General features: G+C 68.6%; 17 protein-coding genes and 1 pseudogene. 13 read left to right on the top strand and 5 right to left on the bottom strand.

Features of this window, described 5'->3' with window-relative positions:
• Positions 1–10: 10 nt before the first annotated feature.
• The 3 genes and pseudogenes from IFU11_RS03450 to ilvC all read left to right on the top strand — a co-directional run.
• Positions 11–1816 carry an acetolactate synthase large subunit gene (locus tag IFU11_RS03450; RefSeq protein ID WP_085510581.1) on the top strand — a complete coding sequence of 602 codons (1806 nt, stop codon included), beginning with the start codon at positions 11–13 and terminating at the stop codon, positions 1814–1816.
• 2 nt (positions 1817–1818) lie between these two features.
• On the top strand, positions 1819–2328 hold the full coding sequence (gene ilvN, locus IFU11_RS03445) for an acetolactate synthase small subunit (protein WP_064296248.1): 510 nt from the start codon (positions 1819–1821) through the stop codon (positions 2326–2328).
• A 48-nt stretch (positions 2329–2376) separates the two neighbouring features.
• Positions 2377–3404 (top strand): annotated as a pseudogene (gene ilvC / locus IFU11_RS03440) (ketol-acid reductoisomerase); the annotation flags it as partial.
• A gap of 49 nt (positions 3405–3453) precedes the next feature.
• On the opposite strand, the gene IFU11_RS03435 reads toward ilvC, so the two are convergent.
• From IFU11_RS03435 to IFU11_RS03425, 3 genes are all read right to left on the bottom strand, one after another.
• Entirely contained in the window at positions 3454–4776 is a 1323-nt protein-coding gene (locus IFU11_RS03435; RefSeq protein WP_371742711.1) for an alpha-L-fucosidase, read from the bottom strand.
• Between the two features lie 124 nt (positions 4777–4900).
• Positions 4901–5902, bottom strand: a complete 1002-nt coding sequence (locus IFU11_RS20690) for a Gfo/Idh/MocA family protein (RefSeq protein ID WP_192018162.1) — start codon at positions 5900–5902, stop codon at positions 4901–4903.
• Positions 5899–6924: an N-acetylglucosamine kinase gene (locus IFU11_RS03425; protein ID WP_192018161.1), complete on the bottom strand. Its 1026-nt coding sequence runs from the start codon at positions 6922–6924 to the stop codon at positions 5899–5901. The genes IFU11_RS20690 and IFU11_RS03425 overlap by 4 nt, the downstream gene beginning before the upstream one ends.
• Positions 6925–7017: 93 nt before the next feature.
• On the opposite strand from IFU11_RS03425, the gene IFU11_RS03420 reads away from it, so the two are divergent.
• The 6 genes from IFU11_RS03420 to IFU11_RS03395 all read left to right on the top strand — a co-directional run bounded on the left by IFU11_RS03420 (position 7018) and on the right by IFU11_RS03395 (position 12975).
• Positions 7018–7965, top strand: coding sequence for a MurR/RpiR family transcriptional regulator (locus IFU11_RS03420; protein WP_079002196.1), 948 nt, complete (start codon positions 7018–7020; stop codon positions 7963–7965).
• Between the two features lie 10 nt (positions 7966–7975).
• Positions 7976–8755: a sugar isomerase domain-containing protein gene (locus IFU11_RS03415; protein WP_192018160.1), complete on the top strand. Its 780-nt coding sequence runs from the start codon at positions 7976–7978 to the stop codon at positions 8753–8755.
• A 95-nt stretch (positions 8756–8850) separates the two neighbouring features.
• The gene (gene ngcE / locus IFU11_RS03410; RefSeq protein WP_079705609.1) at positions 8851–10257 is read left to right on the top strand and encodes an N-acetylglucosamine/diacetylchitobiose ABC transporter substrate-binding protein; all 1407 of its coding nucleotides are present in this window, start codon (positions 8851–8853) and stop codon (positions 10255–10257) included.
• On the top strand, positions 10254–11258 hold the full coding sequence (locus tag IFU11_RS03405; protein ID WP_079705610.1) for a carbohydrate ABC transporter permease: 1005 nt from the start codon (positions 10254–10256) through the stop codon (positions 11256–11258). Before ngcE ends, IFU11_RS03405 begins: the two co-directional genes overlap by 4 nt.
• On the top strand, positions 11255–12166 hold the full coding sequence (locus IFU11_RS03400; protein ID WP_192018159.1) for a carbohydrate ABC transporter permease: 912 nt from the start codon (positions 11255–11257) through the stop codon (positions 12164–12166). Before IFU11_RS03405 ends, IFU11_RS03400 begins: the two co-directional genes overlap by 4 nt.
• Before the next feature lie 53 nt (positions 12167–12219).
• A complete protein-coding gene (locus IFU11_RS03395) occupies positions 12220–12975 on the top strand; it encodes a copper homeostasis protein CutC (protein ID WP_192018158.1) in 756 nt (251 codons plus the stop codon).
• A 45-nt stretch (positions 12976–13020) separates the two neighbouring features.
• Here the strand turns inward: IFU11_RS03395 and IFU11_RS20140 are convergent, their stop codons facing one another.
• A complete protein-coding gene (locus IFU11_RS20140) occupies positions 13021–13407 on the bottom strand; it encodes a DoxX family protein (RefSeq protein WP_371742710.1) in 387 nt (128 codons plus the stop codon).
• Between the two features lie 71 nt (positions 13408–13478).
• On the opposite strand from IFU11_RS20140, the gene IFU11_RS03385 reads away from it, so the two are divergent.
• The 3 genes from IFU11_RS03385 to serA all read left to right on the top strand — a co-directional run bounded on the left by IFU11_RS03385 (position 13479) and on the right by serA (position 16112).
• On the top strand, positions 13479–14027 hold the full coding sequence (locus IFU11_RS03385; protein ID WP_192018386.1) for a DNA polymerase III subunit gamma/tau: 549 nt from the start codon (positions 13479–13481) through the stop codon (positions 14025–14027).
• Positions 14028–14032: 5 nt separating this feature from the next.
• Positions 14033–14404, top strand: coding sequence for a bacitracin resistance protein (locus tag IFU11_RS03380; protein ID WP_192018156.1), 372 nt, complete (start codon positions 14033–14035; stop codon positions 14402–14404).
• Positions 14405–14519: 115 nt separating this feature from the next.
• Positions 14520–16112 carry a phosphoglycerate dehydrogenase gene (gene serA / locus IFU11_RS03375; protein WP_071260923.1) on the top strand — a complete coding sequence of 531 codons (1593 nt, stop codon included), beginning with the start codon at positions 14520–14522 and terminating at the stop codon, positions 16110–16112.
• Between the two features lie 107 nt (positions 16113–16219).
• On the opposite strand, the gene IFU11_RS20510 is transcribed toward serA, so the two are convergent.
• Entirely contained in the window at positions 16220–16777 is a 558-nt protein-coding gene (locus IFU11_RS20510; RefSeq protein WP_079705616.1) for a TetR/AcrR family transcriptional regulator, read from the bottom strand.
• Between the two features lie 114 nt (positions 16778–16891).
• Here IFU11_RS20510 and IFU11_RS03365 point away from each other — a divergent pair, with 114 nt between their 5' ends.
• Positions 16892–18415: an MFS transporter gene (locus tag IFU11_RS03365; RefSeq protein WP_371742709.1), complete on the top strand. Its 1524-nt coding sequence runs from the start codon at positions 16892–16894 to the stop codon at positions 18413–18415.
• The last annotated feature ends 77 nt before the right edge of the window (positions 18416–18492 follow it).

Below are 18492 nucleotides of genomic sequence, written 5' to 3'. Positions count from 1 at the left end.
AGGAATCATCATGCCCACGGAATCCCAACCCGTGCCTCATCCCAGAACACCTGCGGCCCCGGCCGCACCGGAGATCCTGACGGGAGCCCAGGCGATCGTCCGATCGCTCGAGCTCCTCGGGGTCACCGACATCTTCGGTCTGCCCGGCGGCGCGATCCTGCCGACCTACGACCCGCTGATGGACTCGACGAAGCTCCGTCACATCCTGGTCCGACACGAGCAGGGCGCCGGCCACGCGGCCGAAGGATACGCGGCCGCCGGCGGCGGGATCGGCGTGTGCATCGCGACGTCCGGCCCCGGCGCGACGAACCTCGTCACCGCCATCGCCGACGCCTACATGGACTCGGTGCCGATGGTCGCGATCACCGGTCAGGTGTTCTCGACCCTCATGGGCACGGACGCGTTCCAGGAGGCGGACATCGTCGGCATCACCATGCCGATCACGAAGCACTCCTTCCTCGTCAAGACCCCGGAGGAGGTCCCGGCGGCCATCGCCGCGGCCTACGAGATCGCGGGCACCGGCCGTCCCGGACCGGTGCTGGTCGACATCACGAAGGACGCCCAGCAGGCCGAGGCGCCGTTCATCTGGCCGCCGAAGGTCGACCTGCCCGGCTACCGTCCGGTGACGAAGGCTCACGGCAAGCAGATCCAGGCCGCTGCGCAGCTGCTCGTCAACGCCAAGAAGCCGGTGCTGTACGTCGGCGGCGGCGTGATCCGCTCCAAGGCTTCCGAGGAACTGCTCGCGCTGGCCGAGGCGACCGGAGCTCCGGTCGTGACGACGCTCATGGCTCGCGGGGCGTTCCCCGACTCGCACACGCAGCACCTCGGCATGCCCGGTATGCACGGCACGGTCCCGGCGGTGCTCGCGCTGCAGGAGGCCGACCTGCTCGTGTCGCTCGGTGCCCGGTTCGACGACCGCGTGACCGGCAAGGCCTCGCTCTTCGCGCCGAACGCCAAGGTCGTCCACGTGGACGTCGACCCGGCCGAGATCTCGAAGATCCGCATCGCGGACGTCCCCATCGTGGGCGACGCGAAGGACGTCATCGTCGACCTCCAGTCGGCGTTCGAGGCAGCCGCCCGCGAGGTCACTCCAGACATCGCCGAGTGGTGGTCCTACCTCGACGGTCTCCGCGAGGAGTTCCCGCTGGGCTACGCCGAGCCGACCGACGGTCTGCTCTCGCCACAGCACGTGATCTCCCGCATCGGCGAGATCACCGGTCCGGAGGGCGTCTTCGCGTCGGGCGTCGGCCAGCACCAGATGTGGGCGGCGCAGTTCATCAAGTACGAGCGTCCGAACTCCTGGCTGAACTCCGGCGGTGCCGGGACCATGGGCTACTCGGTCCCCGCGGCCATGGGCGCCAAGGTGGCCCAGCCCGATCGCCACGTGTGGGCGATCGACGGCGACGGCTGCTTCCAGATGACCAACCAGGAACTCGCGACCTGCACGATCAACAACATCCCGATCAAGGTCGCGATCATCAACAACTCCTCGCTGGGCATGGTCCGCCAGTGGCAGACGCTCTTCTACGACGGTCGCTACTCGAACACCGACCTGAACACCGGGCACGACACCATCCGCATCCCCGACTTCGTCAAGCTGGCCGAGGCCTACGGTTGCCTCGCGATCCGCGTGACGAAGGAGGAGGAGGTCGACGCCGCCATCAAGCTCGCCCTGGAGACGAACGACCGTCCGGTCGTCATCGACTTCGTCGTGAGTGCCGACGCGATGGTGTGGCCGATGGTGCCGCAGGGTGTCAGCAACAGCTACGTCCAGTACGCCAAGGACCACAGTCCGTCGTTCGATGAGGAGGCCTGAGCATGAGCAGCCACGTCCTGAGCCTCCTCGTCGAGGACAAGCCCGGTCTGCTGACCCGCGTCGCCGGGTTGTTCGCCCGCCGGGGCTTCAACATCGAGAGCCTCGCGGTCGGCCACAGCGAGATCGAGGGTCTGTCCCGGATCACGGTCGTCGTCGACGTCGAGGAACTTCCGCTCGAGCAGGTGACGAAGCAGCTGAACAAGCTCATCAACGTCATCAAGATCGTCGAGCTGGATCCGGCGCAGTCCGTCCAGCGTGAGCACCTGCTCATCAAGGTCCGCGTCGACAACTCCACCCGTTCCCAAGTGCTGGAAGCCGTCAACCTGTTCCGGGCCCGCGTCGTCGACGTGGCGACCGACGCCCTCGTGATCGAGGTCACGGGCGACTCCGGGAAGACGACCGCGCTCCTCAAGGTGCTCGAGCCCTACGGCATCAAGGAGATCGCCCAATCGGGTCTCCTCGCCATCGGGCGCGGCTCGAAGTCCATCACCGAACGCGTCTTCAAGAACTAGTCGCATCTGCGGCATATTGCGAAACCACAACCAAGGAGAGAACCACCAGTGACTGAGATTTTCTACGACCAGGACGCAGACCTGTCGCTCATCCAGGGCAAGAAGGTTGCCGTTATCGGCTACGGCTCGCAGGGCCACGCACACGCGCTCAACCTCCGCGACTCCGGTGTCGAGGTCGTCGTCGGCCTGAAGGACGGCTCGAAGTCGATCGCCAAGGCCGAGGAGCAGGGCTTCACCGTCAAGAACGTCGCCGACGCCTCCGCATGGGCCGACGTCATCGTCATCCTCGCTCCGGACCAGCACCAGCGCACGATCTTCGCCGAGTCCATCAAGGACCAGCTCGCTCCGGGCAAGGCGCTCGTCTTCGGCCACGGCTTCAACATCCGCTTCGGCTACATCGAGGCTCCTGAGGGCGTCGACATCTTCATGGTCGCCCCGAAGGGCCCGGGCCACACCGTCCGTCGCGAGTACGAGGCCGGCCGCGGCGTCCCCGTCATCGTCGCCGTCGAGAAGGACGAGACCGGTGGCGCGTGGGCGCTCGCCTGGTCCTACGCCAAGGCGATCGGTGGCCTCCGTGCCGGTGGCATCAAGACCACCTTCACCGAGGAGACCGAGACCGACCTCTTCGGCGAGCAGGCCGTCCTGTGCGGTGGCGTCTCGCAGCTGATCCAGTACGGCTTCGAGACCCTCACCGAGGCCGGGTACCAGCCGCAGATCGCCTACTTCGAGGTGCTCCACGAGCTGAAGCTCATCGTCGACCTCATCTGGGAGGGCGGCATCGCCAAGCAGCGTTGGAGCGTCTCCGACACGGCTGAGTACGGCGACTACGTCTCCGGCCCGCGCGTCATCGACCCGAGCGTCAAGACCAACATGCAGGCGGTCCTCAAGGACATCCAGGACGGCACCTTCGCCAAGCGCTTCATCGACGACCAGGACGCCGGCGCGCCCGAGTTCCTCGAGCTGCGCAAGAAGGGCGAGGACCACCCGATCGAGGCAACCGGTCGCGAGCTGCGCAAGCTCTTCGCGTGGAACGCCTCGAACGACGACGACTACGTCGACGGCAGCGTCGCCCGCTANCGCCCGCCCCGATCCGTCGGGGCGGGCGTTCCTTCGTCTGCGGGAGCCTCAGGCCGTCGCTGCTCCGGTCGTGCCCGGCTCGAGGAAGATCTCGATGACCGGGATCGGGGTGTCGGGTTCACCGATCGGCAGGTGCAGGGTCACCGTGTCGGGACCGAGTCCCTTCGGCTGGGTGTGCTGGTTCGGCAGATCGTGCTCGGGGCGATGCACCTGGAACGGCACCTCGGAGCCGTCCGACAACAGCTGCGCGTAGCGCACCCGGCCGCCGAGACCGGGCAGGTGCAGGTGCACGAACGGCCAGGCGAAGACGTGCACGTACAGCCGGTCGCCGCGTTGCGTGTATCGGACGTCGGTCGGACTGCTGAACTCCGACGGGCCGCATCCTCGGATCGCCCGCTCGTGGAGCGCGAACCAGTCGGCGAGGACCTCGAGTCGTTCGATCGCGCGCGGATCGATCGTCCCGCGCGCGGTCGGTCCGATGTTCAGCAGCATGTTGCCGTTCTTCGAGACCGAATCGATGAGCATCCGCAGGAGCAGCTCCGGCGACTTGTAGTCGAGGTTGTCGCGGTCGTACCCCCAGCTGCCGTTCAAGGTCTGGCAGGCCTCCCACCGGAGGGGTTCGCCGTCGGGACCGACCGGCGTCACCACGGGCTGGTACTGCTCCGGGGTGGTGACGTCGCCCGGGAGTTCGAGGCGGTCGTTGATCAGGATCTCCGGCTGCAGCCCGCGGATCATCTCGACGAGTTCCTCGGAGCCCCAGTCGGCGGCGCCCTTCCCCGGCAGACCTTCGATGCCCTGCGAGTAACTGAAGTCGAAGAAGAGGTAGTCGATCGGGCCGTAGCCGGTGAGCAGCTCGCGCACCTGGCCGTGCAGGTAGTCCCGGTAGCGGGACCAGTCCCGGTCGGCGTTCGCTGCGAGCGCCTCGGGGTCGTTCCGTCGCGGGTGGATGCCGTCGACCGTGAAGTCGGGGTGATGCCAGTCGATGAGCGAGTGGTAGAAGCCGATCCGGAGCCCCTCGGCGCGGAAGGCCTCCACGAACTCCGCCACGAGGTCGCGGCCGGCGGGCGTGTGCATGGACGTGAAGTCGGTGAGTGCCGAGTCCCACAGGCAGAATCCGTCGTGGTGCTTCGTCGTGAGGACCGCGTACCGGAAGCCGGCCGCCTTGGCCTGCCTGGCCCAGGCGCGGGGGTCGAACCGGTCGGGGTCGAAGTGCTCGCGGTAGCGCTCGTAATGTTCGGCCGAGAGGTGTTCCCGCGTCTGCACCCACTCATGGCGTGCTGGGAGGGCGTAGAGGCCCCAGTGCAGGAACAATCCGAATCTCGCCTCGTCGAACCAGGCTGTGTCGGGTCGGGGGATGGTGGTCTCGGTCACGGCGGCCCTTCGATCGTCGAGTGGGTTCACGGCGGTGCGGGGGCAGGCTAACACGAAAGGTCGGATGTCTGCTGTCCGGTGGATGGGCGTGGTCAGGACGACGGACCAGCTGCGTGTCGACGGTTCAGGCGTCGTGGGGTTCGGCGATTCGCACCGGTACGCCGGCGTCCAGCGACGCCTTCGCCGCCAACGCGACCGTCAGGGCCGCGAGGGCGCTCCGGCCGGTCACTCGGAACGGTTGGACGTCTCGCTCCACGCAGTCGAGGAATGAGGCCATCTGTCGTCGGTAGGGGTCGGTCTCGTCGAGGTCGTAGGGACCGTGCGCGGCGGCCGTCCCGAGGGCGTCGACCGAGAGCGGCGGTGCGTGGGTCGGGGACGCACCGACGAATCGGTGGGCGATGAGCCCGGTGCTGCCCAGCACCTCGATGGCCGAGCTGAATCCGAAGGCCGGCGGGAGCTCCATGGAGGTGAGGACGCGCCCGATGCCGCCGTCGGCGTAGTCGACCGTCGTCTCGATCGGGCGACCGGTGCCGGTGCGTCGTGCTGACACGGATCGCGGCTGACCGAGGAGCTGGTTCAGCTGGTCGAAGTCGTGGATCGCGAAGTCGACGAGGGGGCCGCCGGATCGTCGCTCGTCCTGCCACCACGGTGACGGGGCGGCGGGGGAGCTCAGCCGTTCGGCCGTGACGGCGAGCGGTGTGCCGACGGCGCCGTCGCGCACCGCATCGTCGATCGCCTCGTACCCGCCGAAGAACCTGACGACGTGCGCGACCATGAAGGTCCGGCCGGACTCGTCGGCGGCCCGCAGGATCGCGTGGGCGTCGGCGAGCGTCAGGGCGATCGGCTTCTCCAGCAGGACGTGCTTGCCGACACGGAGTGCCCTGACGGCGAGGTCCCGATGGGTGTCGGTCGGCGTGCAGATGACGACGATCCCCACGGAGGCATCCAGGAGCACCTCGTCGACCGAGGTGGTGAGTCGTGCGGCCGGTGCCTCCGGCATGGCTCTCGGCCACCGGGCCGAGCACAGGTAGGCGATCCGGTCCGCCGCACCGAGTCCGGCGAGCGCGCGGACGTGCGCCAGTCCCATGGCACCGGTGCCGATGACGGCGATCCGGTCCGCCGTCACCGCGTCGCCCCAGCAGCCAGGTCCTCGCGCAGGCGGCTGAGGGTCGCGTCGTCGACGTCCCCGCCCAGCATCCTGATGCCCAGGGCGGCGGCTCCGACGAGGCCGTCGGCGACCGGGACGAGTCGGGCACCGGCGGCAGCCGACGACAGGCGCTCCGCGGCTGAGGGGACGGAGGGGAGGAGTCCATCGACGAGCACGCTGCCGCCGACGACGAGCGTGCTCTCTCTGTGGTCCGAATCCGGAGCCAGCACCCGTTCCACGAGGAGCGCCAAGCGGTCGACGGCAGCGTCGAGGATGGACCGCGCGACCTCGTCGTCCGCGGCTTGGAAGGCGAGCGGCGCCAGGCGGGCGATGGCGATGGGGGGACCGTCGTTCACCGAGCGGATGAGTGTGTCGAGTACCGGGGACCGGCGGTGGTCCGCGTCACCGGATGAAGACGGGTCCGGCGTGAACCCGACCGCCTGGGAGAGCAGCGGGGTGAGTCCCGTGCGGGGTCCGATGCCGTCGAGGTCGGCGGCGACCGCGCGGATCACGCGCCGAGCGATCCAGAACCCGGAGCCGCCATCGCCGAGGAGCCAGCCGGCACCGCCGACCTCCCGGACGACGAGACGGTCCCTGATCCGTCCCGCGACGCTCCCGGTCCCCGCGACGAGCACGACGCCGTCCGGCGACGCCGAGCCGGAGCCGTACATGCCGAGCAGATCCGGTTCGATCACGACCGGTCCGAGTCCGAGCGGTACGAGGTGCGCGTCCAGGGCGCGGCGGTAGGCGTCGGACACCTGCCCCGCCTGTGTGATCACCACGAGCGCCCCGGACGGGAGGGGCGGTATGGACGACGTCGTCCTGGCCTGGTCGAGTGCGGCACGAGCCGCAAGCGCGATCTGCGTGGCAGCGCTGTCCACACCGGACGACGTCGGATTCCCGCCGCCCGCGCGCCCGGAACCGAGGCGACGTCCTGAGGCGTCCACGAGCACCGCGCGGGACGAGGTGCCGCCGGCGTCGACCGCCAGAGTTGTTTTCATCATCGTCATCATCTCGAAACATGTTGCCGTGGGCCACAACGTACTGTAAGAATCAGTTTCGCGTCACTCCAACGAAGGAGAAAAGGAATTTCCATGACTGTTTCCATCCGCACCGACCCACCGGTCGAGCACGCCACCGGCGTGACCAACCGGATTCGGTCGCGGATGCCGGAGATGTCCGGGGTCATGCTGCGTATCGCGGACTACCTGTTGGAGAACCCCGACGCGCCCCTCACCCTCACGATCGGTGAGCTCGCAGCCGATTCGGGCGTCTCAGCGGCGACCATCACCCGCTTCTGCCGGATCATCGGATACACGGGCTACGCGCCGTTCCGGGTCGACCTCGCCAAGGACTTCGGTCGCAGCACCGCTCGCGACTCCTGGCAGACCGACATCGGCCGGGCGTTCGGCCCCGACGACTCGGCTCCGGACGTCCTGAGCACCCTGCTCAACGCGCACACCCGGACGCTGCGCGAGACCGCCGATGTGATCGACCTCGAGGTCATGCTCGAGATCGCCGCAGCCATCGCGCGCAGCCGGAACGTCGACATCTACGGTGTCGGCGGCAGCGCGATGCTCGCCGACGAGATGCAGGCCAGGCTGTACCGCATCGGCATCAGCACGCACGCCTGGTCGGAGGTCCACGCGGGCCTCACGAGCGCGGCGATCCAGGGCCCGGACTCGGTCGCCCTGGGGATCAGCAACACCGGGCGCACCGAGGAGACCATCCAGATGCTCCGCCAGGCGGGTCGCGCGGGCGCGCTCACCGTGGCGATCAGCAACAACCCGGACTCCCCGCTCGTCGCCGCGTCGACGCTGGCCATCATCACCTCGGCCCATGAGCGGTTCCTGCAGCCCGACGACCTCTCCGCCAAGCACGGTCAGCTGTTCGTCCTGGACCTGTTGTACCTGTTCGTCGCGCAGCAGAACTTCGAGCGCACGACCAAGCGCCTCGCGGCCTCCGCCCTCGCGGTCGCCCCACACCGCCGACCGACCAAGGCCGGAGCCCTGTCCGAGACCGCCTCGCCCGTGGGCGTCTGAGAGGAACCGAATGAGCACCACATCCACCACGACCTGGACCGATCACGTCGATCGCTACACCGACGAGGTCACCTCGCGCCTCGCGGACATCACCCAGGCGGCACGGTCCGGCGAACTCGACCCCGCGATCGACCTGCTGGTCGCGGCCCTCGAGCGCGGAGCGGTCATCCAGGCGTTCGGTACCGGCCACTCGGAGGCGTTCGCGATGGAGATCGCCGGCCGCGCCGGTGGATTGATCCCGACGAACAAGATCGCCCTGCGGGACGTCGTCCTCCGCGGTGGACGGTCCGTCGACGACCTCGGTGGTGCCGCGCTGGAGCGCAGCGGCGACGTCGCGGCGGAACTCTTCGCGATCTCCCCGGTGGGGGAGGGCGACGTGTTCATCATCGCGTCGAACTCCGGTGTCAACGGGTCGATCGTGGGACTCGCCCTGATCGCCAAGGAGCACGGCCACCCCGTCATCGCCGTGACCTCGCTCGAGCACACCTCGCGCGTCGAGCCGAAGCACCCGAGCGGGCTGCGGCTCTCCGAGGTGGCCGACGTGGTGCTCGACAACCGTGCTCCGTTCGGCGACGCGACCATCGAGGTCCAGGACGGCGTCCCGGTCGGCGCGGTGTCCTCGATCACGGCGGCCTACCTCGCGCAGCTCCTCACCATCGGCGTCGCGGCGAGGATCGCGGCAACCGGCGAGACCCCACCGCTCTACATCTCGGCCAACATCCCGGGCGGCGACGAGCACAACAGTGTGCTCGAGGACCGCTACCGGGGCCGGATCAGACGTGACGCCTGAACCCGAGGCGTCGCACCACCCGCACCACACACCCGACAACACCACCCCGACAGCACCACACCCGGGCAACACTCGAATCACTGGAAGGTAGACCGATGGACAAGCAGCCAGCAACGCTCCAACGCCGCGATTTCCTGCGAGGAGCACTCGCGACCGCGATCCTCCTCCCGCTGGGCGGGACGCTCGCGTCCTGTGTCGGCGGCGGAGGCGGGGCGACCACCACCGGCGGACCGGTCTCGGCCGACAACCCGTTCGGCATGGCCGCCAACTCGACGGTCGACGCCGTCATCTTCAAGGGCGGGTACGGCATCGAGTACACCGAGTTCGCCGGGAAGCTCGTCGAGAAGCAGCAGGCGGGCTCGACCGTCAAGGTCACTGCCGCGACGAACATCGCGCAGACGCTCCAGCCGCGGTTCGTCGCAGGCAACCCGCCGGACGTCATCGACAACAGCGGCGCCGGCCTCATCGGCATCAACACCATCCGCGAGCAGCTCGCCGACCTGACGGACGTCATCGAGGCGAAGAACTACGAGGGCAAGGTCATCAAGGACACCCTGTACCCGGGTGTCGTCGAGCCGGGCACCTTCGACGGCAAGTTCGTGCAGCTGAACTATGTGCTGACGGTCTACGCGGTCTGGTACTCGGCGGCGCTCTTCGAGGCGAACGGCTGGACGCCCCCGAAGACCTGGGCCGAGGCACTCGATCTCGGTGCGAAGGCCAAGGCGCAGGGCAAGTACCTGTTCGGTTGGGGCACCGAGGCGGCCACCTACTACCTGACGATGGCGATCGCGTCCGCGATCAAGGAGGGCGGCGACGAGGTCCGTCTGGCGCTCGAGAACCTCGAGGCGGACTGCTGGTCGAAGCCGGCCGTCCAGGACGTGCTCAAGGGTCTCAAGGCGATCATCGACGCCGGGTACGTCAAGCCCGGTGGCGCCGGAACGCAGTTCACCGCTGCGCAGGCGCAGTGGAGCAACTCGGAGGACTTCATCCTCTACCCCTCGGGTGGCTGGATCGAGAACGAGATGAAGACCCAGACGAAGGACGGCTTCAAGATGACCGGCGCGCCCGAGCCGACGGTCTCCGCCGACTCCGCCCTGCCGTACTCGGCGCTGCACAGCACCGCAGGTGAAGGGTTCATCGTCCCGTCGCAGGGCAAGAACGTCGGCGGTGGCAAGGAGTTCCTGCGGGCCATGCTGTCGAACGACGCCGCGGTGAACTTCGCCAAGACGACCTTCTCGTCGACGATCGTCAAGGACACGATCCCCGAGGACGGCTTCGGCTCGACGGCGCTCGTGTCCCAGGTGAAGATGTTGAACGACGCGGGCACGGATGTGTTCTCGTGGAGCTTCATCGACCTGTACGGACTCAACACGGACCTCCTCGTCCTCTGGAACACGTTCCTGCAGGGTGGTTCCGACGTCGCCACGCTCACCAAGGGCATGCAGGACATCTCCGACAAGGTCCGTAACGACGACTCCGTGGACAAGGTCACCGTCAAATGACGGCGGTCGGCACGCCGATCGGGAAGGTGGGAGGGGCTACCCCTCCCGCCGCCCGGCGGTTGCGCCGCCGGGACTTCACGTTCGACCGGGTCTCGTTCTTCCTGGTCTTCCTGATCGTGCCGGTGGTGGGGTACGTCGTCTTCGTGGTCTCGCCGTTCGCGCAGGCGGCGTACTACTCGTTGACGAACTGGTCCGGGTTCTCCCCGGGCATGGACTTCGTCGGGTTCTCGAACTACACGAAGCTCTTCCAGGACCAGACCTTCCTCCAGTCCATGGGCAACAGCGTCGCGCTCGCGATCGTCCTGCCGCTCGTGACTCTCGGGATCGCGTTCCTCTTCGCCTCCCTCATCACGATCGGCGGGCCGAGCAACGGTCCGATCCGCGGCCTCCGCAACTCGAGCGTGTACCGCGTGATCACCTTCTTCCCGTACGTCGTGCCGGCCATCGTCATCGGCCTCATCTGGAAGCAGATCTACGACCCGTCGTCCGGGCTGCTGAACGGCTTCCTGACCGGCATCGGGCTCGACCAGTTCACCTCCTTCGCCTGGCTCGGTTCGCCGGACACGGCGATGATCGCGACCATGTTCGTCATCGTCTGGGGACTCATCGGGTTCTACACGGTGCTCTTCATCGCGGCGATCAAGGGCGTGCCGGCCGAGGTGTACGAGGCGGCACGGATCGACGGCGCGGGTCGCCTGCGGACCGCGCTCACGATCACGATCCCGCTGATCCGCGACAACATCCAGACGGCGTACATCTACATGGGCATCCTCGCCCTCGACGCGTTCGTGTACATGGCCGCGTTGAATCCCGGCGGCGGCCCGTCCAACACGACGCTCGTGATGTCGCAGCAACTGTTCACGACGGCGTTCACCAAGGGCCAGTTCGGCTACGCCTGCGCGATGGGGGTCGTGCTCGCGCTCGTCACCCTGATGTTCGCGGGCGTCGTCTTCCTGGTCAGCCGACTCACCGGCGGCAACGATGAAGGGGTGGCGGAATGACCGTCCAGACCACGGCGACGACCGCGAACCCGGCGGTCGTCGGAACCGGCACGCGCACACCGGCCAGCCGTAAGCCGACCACGGGCGACCGCGTCGTCGGGACGGCATCGCACACGGTGCTCATCATCTGGTCGATCGTGGTCATCGTCCCGCTGCTCTGGACGGTCATGTCGTCGTTCAAGACGAGCTCCGAGATCTTCGCCTCGCCGTTCTCGCTGCCGTCGAAGTGGAACTTCGACAACTACGTGAACGCGTGGACGACGGCCGGGATCGGGAGCTTCTTCCTGAACTCGATCGTGGTGGTGTTCGGCGCCCTGATCGTGACCATGCTGTTCGGCTCGATGTGTGCGTACGTGCTGGCGCGGTTCCGCTTCTTCGGGAGCCGGGCCATCTACTACCTGATGCTCGCCGGTCTCACGTTCCCAGTGTTCCTCGCGATCGTGCCGTTGTTCTTCGTGCTGCAGAGTCTCGGGTTGCTCAACTCGCTCCCGGGACTCATCCTCACGTACGCGGCGTTCGCCTTCCCGTTCACGGTGTTCTTCCTGTTCTCGTTCTTCAAGTCGCTGCCGGTCTCCATCGCGGAGGCTGCTGCGATCGACGGAGCGGGGGAGTGGCGGACCTTCTTCCAGGTGATGCTGCCCATGGCGAGGCCGGGGCTCGCGACCGTCGCGATCCTCAACTTCGTGGGGCTGTGGAACCAGTTCCTCCTGCCGGTGGCGCTCAACTCGAACCCGCAGAACTACGTCCTGACGCAGGGGATGGCGTCCTTCGCCGCCCAGGCCGGGTACTCGGTGGACTTCGGTGCGCTCTTCGCGGCGTCCGTGATCACCGTGGTCCCCGTGCTCATCGTGTACCTGATCTTCCAGCGCCAGCTGCAGGGTTCGGTGTCGCAGGGCACGGACAAGTAGCGCAGCGGCGTGCGCGTCCTCGGCTCGAGCGGATCACTGGAACAATGGGTCCAATGAGCCTCCAGTCGCCAATCGCCGTCGAGATCGCCGTCCAGGACGTGGAGGGGGTCCGCATCGCCATCCGCGAGGGAGCCCAGCGGGTCGAGCTGTGCCAGGCCCTCGGCACCGGTGGGCTCACCCCCTCCATCGGACTGGTCATGGCGGCGGTCCGCGCTGCGGACGAAGCCGGGCTCAGCGACTTCGTGCACGTCCTCGTGCGTCCGCGAGAGGGCGGTTTCGTCTACTCGCCCGCGGAGATCGACGTCATGTCCGGCGACATCCTCGCGCTCGAGGCCGCGGGTGCTGCGGGCATCGTGGTCGGCGCCCTCCGGTCCGATCGCACGATCGACCTGGAGGCGCTGGCGCAGCTGCGTCAGGCTGCGGGCTCGCTCGCGGTGACGTTCCACCGGGCCGTCGACGCGACGACCGACCCCGTCCGGTCCGCCGACCAGCTGCGCGACGCCGGTGTGGACCGTCTGCTGACGTCCGGCGGCGCGCGGGCGAGTATCGACGGCGCGGAGAAGCTCGCGCAGATGGCCTCGAGGGGCGACAGCTCGATGCAGATCATGGCCGGTGGCGGCGTCACGATCGATGCGATCCCCACCCTCGCGCGGGCGGGTGTCGACGCGGTGCACCTCTCCGCCCGTCGTCGTGCCGGCCGGGTCACCGAGACCGGCCCCGGCGGAGGGTCGCCGAGCTACGACATCACGGACGCGACGACCGTCGCTCGCGCGGTGGCCGCGGCCAGGCGCGCCGCCGTCGCCGTCTGAGATCCGTCGGCACCGACGGGATCGTCGACAGGTCCCGTCGAGCGATCAGATCGCCACGATGACGAGGGCGAGGATCAGCACGAGCTGACCGATGAGCCGTGGGACGAACGGTACGGCGAGTCGACCGAACCGCTCGGGCTGCCGCGCGGCCGCGGCGTTCGCTGGGAACACCGCGACGAGGAACACGATCAGGCAGACCACTGCGGCGAGCTTGGTGGGTGGGACGAGCAGGCCGACGCCGCCCGCGATCTCGCACACACCGGTGATGGCGACGAGCATCCGCGGTGTGATGGTGCTGCCCCGCAGGGGTCCCGGGATCATCGCGGCCATGGTCCTCGCCGGTCCCGGGAGGAAGTGGAGGACTCCCATGCCGATGAACATGATCGCGAGGACGACGGTCAGGATGGACTGCAGGAGCGGGAACGGGTTCACCAGCCAATTCTGCTCCGTCGAGTCCGGATCGCCGCACTCGGTGATCGGCCCGGCGGCGATAGGCTGGCGGTATGACTGAGCCGCGGGACGAAGACGCGCTGAGCTGGGCGGGCGACGACGATCCGACGCTCGACGCCTCGGCTTCCGGCGACCGGACCACGCTCGAGCCCGCATCGCCGGAGCCGATCACGCGGGTTCGGGCGACCGAGGCGATCCAGCCGGCCGCGGAGTCGGCCGGTCCGATCGCGGAACCGATGACTCCTCCTGTCGAGGTCGACGTCGCGAAGCCGACCGACCGGGTCACGGGCGAGGCTGCCGCCGGAGAGCGCGAGCAGATGAGCTCGGTCATGCTGGTCACCCTCGGCATCTTCGGTGGGGTCTTCCTGCTGTACAGCGTCGGTTGGCTGATCTCGGCGTTCCGTCCTGACGCGGCCGTCCCGAGCGATGCGGTCGGCCGGTTCATGTTCGATCTCGGACAGGGACTCGCGGTCGCCGCGGGACCCGTGTGGATGGCCGCGACGCTCTGGTTGACCCGTGGCGGCAGACCCGTCGTCAGGATCGCGATGCTCCTGCTCGGTGTCGTGCTCATCCTGCCCTGGCCGTTCCTCCGAGGAGTGTGACCCTGATGCCCTCCATCACCGCGGACCCCGTGTCGAAACCCGCCGCCGATCGACCCGGCTGGCTCAGCTGGTCCATCGCCGTCCTGTTCGGCCTGTTCTTCGCCTATGACGTCTTCGAAGCCGTCGGCAACCTCGTCGGCATCGTCGGGACGGCGAGCGGCCTCGCCGTGCCGGTCCTGCCGCTCGGCTGGGTCGTCCTCATCGGCGGCCTGCTCCTGCCGGTCGTGGCCTTCGCGATCGCCTTCTGGACCGGTCGCGAGCGGTCGCTCGGCGAGCAGGCCGTGCGCTACCTCGTCGCCCTGTGCGTCGTCGCGGCGATCTCGCTGTCGGTCCTCGCGATGTTCGGCGCGCAGCAGCTGATCGACCTCTCCGTCTGACCCTGCCGCCGCATCGTCACACGACGAACCGCCCGGTGCGCCTCCGATAGGCTTGCGATGGCCGCCGGACACCGACGCGCTGCCCACCCCACTGCTACTGCGAAGGAACCGTTCCGTGTCGAAACCGGTCGTACTGATCGCCGAAGAACTCTCACCAGCAACCGTCGACGCCCTCGGGCCCGATTTCGACGTGCGCTCCGTCGACGGGACGGACCGCCCGGCTCTGCTCGCGGCGATCGCCGACGCCGACGCCATCCTGGTCCGATCCGCGACCAAGGTCGACGAGGAGGCCATCCAGGCGGCCACCCGGTTGAAGGTCGTCGCGCGCGCGGGTGTCGGTCTCGACAACGTCGACATCAAGGCCGCCACGACGGCCGGGGTCATGGTCGTCAACGCACCCACGTCGAACATCATCTCCGCGGCCGAGCTCACCGTCGGCCACATCCTGAGCCTCGCCCGCCACATCCCGGCCGCGCACGCCGCGCTCGCCCAGGGGCAGTGGAAGCGGTCCAAGTACACCGGTACCGAGCTCTATGAGAAGACCATCGGCATCATCGGCCTCGGCCGTATCGGTGCCCTCATCACGGCCCGTCTGCAGGCGTTCGGCACGAACGTCATCGCGTACGACCCCTACATCACGTCCGCTCGTGCGCAGCAGCTCGGGGTGCAGCTGGTCACGCTCGACGAGCTGCTGGCGCAGTCCGACTTCATCACCATCCACATGCCGAAGACGCCGGAGACGACGGGCATGATCGCCGGCCCGCAGTTCGCGCTCATGAAGCCGACGGCCTACGTCGTCAACGTCGCCCGCGGCGGCCTGATCGACGAGGACGCGCTGTACGAGGCGCTGTCCAACAACGTCATCGCCGGTGCCGGCCTCGACGTCTTTGTCAGCGAGCCGCCCACCGACACGAAGCTGCTCGGGCTCGAGAACGTCATCGTGACGCCGCACCTCGGTGCGTCCACGGATGAGGCACAGGAGAAGGCCGGCGTCTCGGTCGCCAAGTCCGTGCGCCTCGCGCTCGGCGGCGAACTCGTCCCGGACGCGGTCAACGTCGCCGGCGGCGTGATCGACCCCTACGTCCGTCCCGGCATCCCGCTCGTCGAGAAGCTCGGGCAGGTGTTCGCCGCGCTGTCGACCTCGTCGCTCACGAGCGTCGACGTCGAGGTCCACGGCGAGCTGAGCGGGTACGACGTCAGCGTCTTGAAGCTGGCCGCGCTGAAGGGGATCTTCACGAACATCGTCAGCGAGACGGTCTCGTACGTGAACGCCCCGCTGCTCGCCGAGCAGCGCGGTGTCGTCACGCGCCTGCTCACCGACGAGGTGAGCGAGGAGTACCGCAACGTCATCACGCTGCGCGGAGCCCTCAGCGACGGATCGCAGATCTCGGTGTCGGGCACGCTGACGGGCACGAAGCAGACCGAGAAGATCGTCGAGATCAACGGCTACGACGTCGAGGTGCCGTTCGCGAAGCACCACATCGTGATGGTCTACACCGACCGACCCGGCATCGTTGCCGTCTACGGCCAGCGGTTCGGCGAGGCGGGCATCAACATCGCGGGCATGCAGATCGCCCGTCACGAGGCCGGTGGCCCGGCGCTCAGCGTCCTGACGGTCGACTCACCGGTCGCCGACGACGTCCTCGAGGTCATCCGCGAGACGATCGACGCGACACTGCTCCGCGAGATCGACATCACCGAGCAGTAGCCCGACCGCTGCTCCGACCCGATGCCCCGCGCCGTCCGGTGCGGGGCATCGTCGTCCGCAGGCCGAGGCGCCGACGCCGTTCCGGTGCGCCCGGCGGGCGTCGCGGCTCAGCGCCCGCCGGCGGGGAGCAGTCGCGCGATGACGGCCAGGAGCCGCTCGATCGACTCGTCGCTGCCCTCGTCGGGGTCGCTGACCCCCATGCCGAGCTGCGCCGTGTTGGCGTAGAGGCCGTCGGACATCAACACGATGGCACGAGCGGTGTCGGGGTCGCCGACGGCGTCCTCCACCGTGCGCAACCAGCTCCGGCGGATGTCCGCCATCGCGTCGCTCGCCTGGGCGTGCTGTCCCTGCGCCAGCCGCGCGACGGCGATGATCGTCCGGTCGAACGGGGTGCCGCAGTCGACGGAGGTGCGCACGAAGTACTCGACGACGCCCTCCGGGGCCGCGAGCATCCGCGCCGTGTCGGCCTCGCTCATGTCCGAGAGCCGCTCGATGAGGCCGTCGACGAGGGCCTCCTTGCTGCCGAAGTGGTAGAGCAGTCCGCCCTTGGAGACGCCGGCCGCCGCGGCGACGGCGTCGAGGGTGGCGGCGCGTTCGCCCTGCTCGATGAGGAGTTCGGCGAAGGCGTCGAGGACGCGTTCTCGGGCTGCGGTCTGCTTCGCCATGGCTCCATCGTATTCGGCTCGTCGGATTCGGATTGATACTATACCGGCTGGACGGTATAGTCGAGCGGGCGGCGCCCGACCGGCGCCGTTCTCCACGCTTTGAAAGAGGTCACCGTGTCCACCGCCACCGAACCCACCGCCGTCGCCGCTCCCCGTGCCGGTCGGCGAGCCTGGTTCGCGCTCGCCGTCCTCATGCTCCCCGTCCTGCTGGTGTCGGTCGACAACACGGTCCTCAACTTCGCGCTGCCCGCGATCTCGAGCGCGCTCACCCCGACCGGGACGCAGCTGCTCTGGATCGTCGACATCTACCCGCTGGTCCTCGCCGGCCTGCTCGTGTCGATGGGCAGCCTCGGCGACCGCATCGGTCGTCGTCGCCTCCTGCTCATCGGTTCCATCGGGTTCGGCGTCGTCTCCGTCGCCGCGGCGTTCGCGCCCAGCGCCGAGCTCCTGATCGCGGCTCGGGCAGCACTCGGGTTCTTCGGAGCGATGCTCATGCCGTCGACGCTCTCGCTGCTGCGGAACATCTTCCTCGACCGCGACCAGCGACGGTTCGCCATCGCCGTCTGGGCCAGCGGGTTCGCCGCCGGCAGCGCGCTCGGGCCGATCGTCGGTGGGATCATCCTCGAGCACTTCGCCTGGGGTGCGGTGTTCCTCCTCGCCGTTCCGGTGCTCCTGCCGCTCGTCGTCCTCGCACCCTTCCTCATCCCGGAGTCGAAGGACCCGAACCCCGGACGCATCGACGTGCCGAGCATCCTGCTCATCCTCCTGACGATGACGCCACTCGTGTTCAGCATCAAGCACCTGGCGGAAGCAGGCTTCGACGTGCTCACGGTCGTCTCGATGGTCGTCGGCGTGGTCAGTGGCGTCCTGTTCATCCGCCGTCAGCTCCGCCTCGAGCACCCGCTGCTCGACCTGAGCCTGTTCCGGCGGGCCTCGTTCAGCGGCGCCGTGGTCATCAACCTGCTGAGCGTGACGGCGCTCGTCGGTGGGTTGTTCTTCGTGTCGCAGCACCTGCAGCTGGTGCTGGGCCTGCAGCCGCTCGACGCCGGGCTCGTCCTGCTCCCCGGCCTCATCGTGATGATCATCGCCGGCCTCGTGATCGTGCCGATCTCCAAGCGGGTCCGTCCGGGCATCGTGGTCCCGATCGCACTCGTCGTCTCCGCCGTCGGATACGCCTCCATCGCGATCACCGGGGGAGACGTTTCGGCCCTCGGGATCGGCCTCGCGTTCGTCGCCCTCGGGCTCGGCATCGGCTCCGCCGAGACGGTGTCGAACGAGCTCGTGATCGCGAGTGCGCCGCCGGAGAAGGCCGGTGCGGCGTCCGGTGTCTCCGAGACCGCCTACGAGCTGGGCGCGGTGCTCGGCACGGCGACGCTCGGCACCGTGCTCACCGCGTCCTACCGTTCCTCGGTCGTCCTGCCGGACGGACTGACCGCCGCCCAGCAGCAGGCGGCGGGGGAGACCCTGGGTGGTGCGGCGACGGTCGCCGAGCAGCTGCCCGGTGACCTCGCGGGCGCACTCATGGACTCCGCGCGGCACGCCTTCGACAGCGGTGTCGGTGTCGCAGCGTGGATCGGCGTCGGCCTCATCGTGGCCGCCATGCTCGTCGCGGCGATCGGTCTGCGCCGGGTCCGGTAGGGCTCCGTGGATCGTGCCACCCGGAGACGGGTGGCACGATCCACCCGAGGTCGGAGGCGTTAAGCTGGGCGCACACC

The sequence above is a fragment of the Plantibacter sp. CFBP 8804 genome (assembly GCF_014841225.1).
Lineage (GTDB): Bacteria > Actinomycetota > Actinomycetes > Actinomycetales > Microbacteriaceae > Plantibacter > Plantibacter auratus.
This window is presented reverse-complemented; position numbering and strand designations above follow the sequence as displayed.

Excerpts from the sequence above, each read along its gene's own strand:
- IFU11_RS03450 (WP_085510581.1), top strand. The coding sequence starts at position 11 with ATGCCCACGGAATCCCAACCCGTGCCTCATCCCAGAACACCTGCGGCC.
- ilvN (WP_064296248.1), top strand. The coding sequence starts at position 1,819 with ATGAGCAGCCACGTCCTGAGCCTCCTCGTCGAGGACAAGCCCGGTCTG.
- IFU11_RS03425 (WP_192018161.1), bottom strand. The coding sequence starts at position 6,924 with ATGAAAACAACTCTGGCGGTCGACGCCGGCGGCACCTCGTCCCGCGCG.
- IFU11_RS03420 (WP_079002196.1), top strand. The coding sequence starts at position 7,018 with ATGACTGTTTCCATCCGCACCGACCCACCGGTCGAGCACGCCACCGGC.
- IFU11_RS03415 (WP_192018160.1), top strand. The coding sequence starts at position 7,976 with ATGAGCACCACATCCACCACGACCTGGACCGATCACGTCGATCGCTAC.
- ngcE (WP_079705609.1), top strand. The coding sequence starts at position 8,851 with ATGGACAAGCAGCCAGCAACGCTCCAACGCCGCGATTTCCTGCGAGGA.
- IFU11_RS03405 (WP_079705610.1), top strand. The coding sequence starts at position 10,254 with ATGACGGCGGTCGGCACGCCGATCGGGAAGGTGGGAGGGGCTACCCCT.
- IFU11_RS03400 (WP_192018159.1), top strand. The coding sequence starts at position 11,255 with ATGACCGTCCAGACCACGGCGACGACCGCGAACCCGGCGGTCGTCGGA.
- IFU11_RS03395 (WP_192018158.1), top strand. The coding sequence starts at position 12,220 with ATGAGCCTCCAGTCGCCAATCGCCGTCGAGATCGCCGTCCAGGACGTG.
- IFU11_RS03385 (WP_192018386.1), top strand. The coding sequence starts at position 13,479 with ATGACTGAGCCGCGGGACGAAGACGCGCTGAGCTGGGCGGGCGACGAC.
- IFU11_RS03380 (WP_192018156.1), top strand. The coding sequence starts at position 14,033 with ATGCCCTCCATCACCGCGGACCCCGTGTCGAAACCCGCCGCCGATCGA.
- IFU11_RS20510 (WP_079705616.1), bottom strand. The coding sequence starts at position 16,777 with ATGGCGAAGCAGACCGCAGCCCGAGAACGCGTCCTCGACGCCTTCGCC.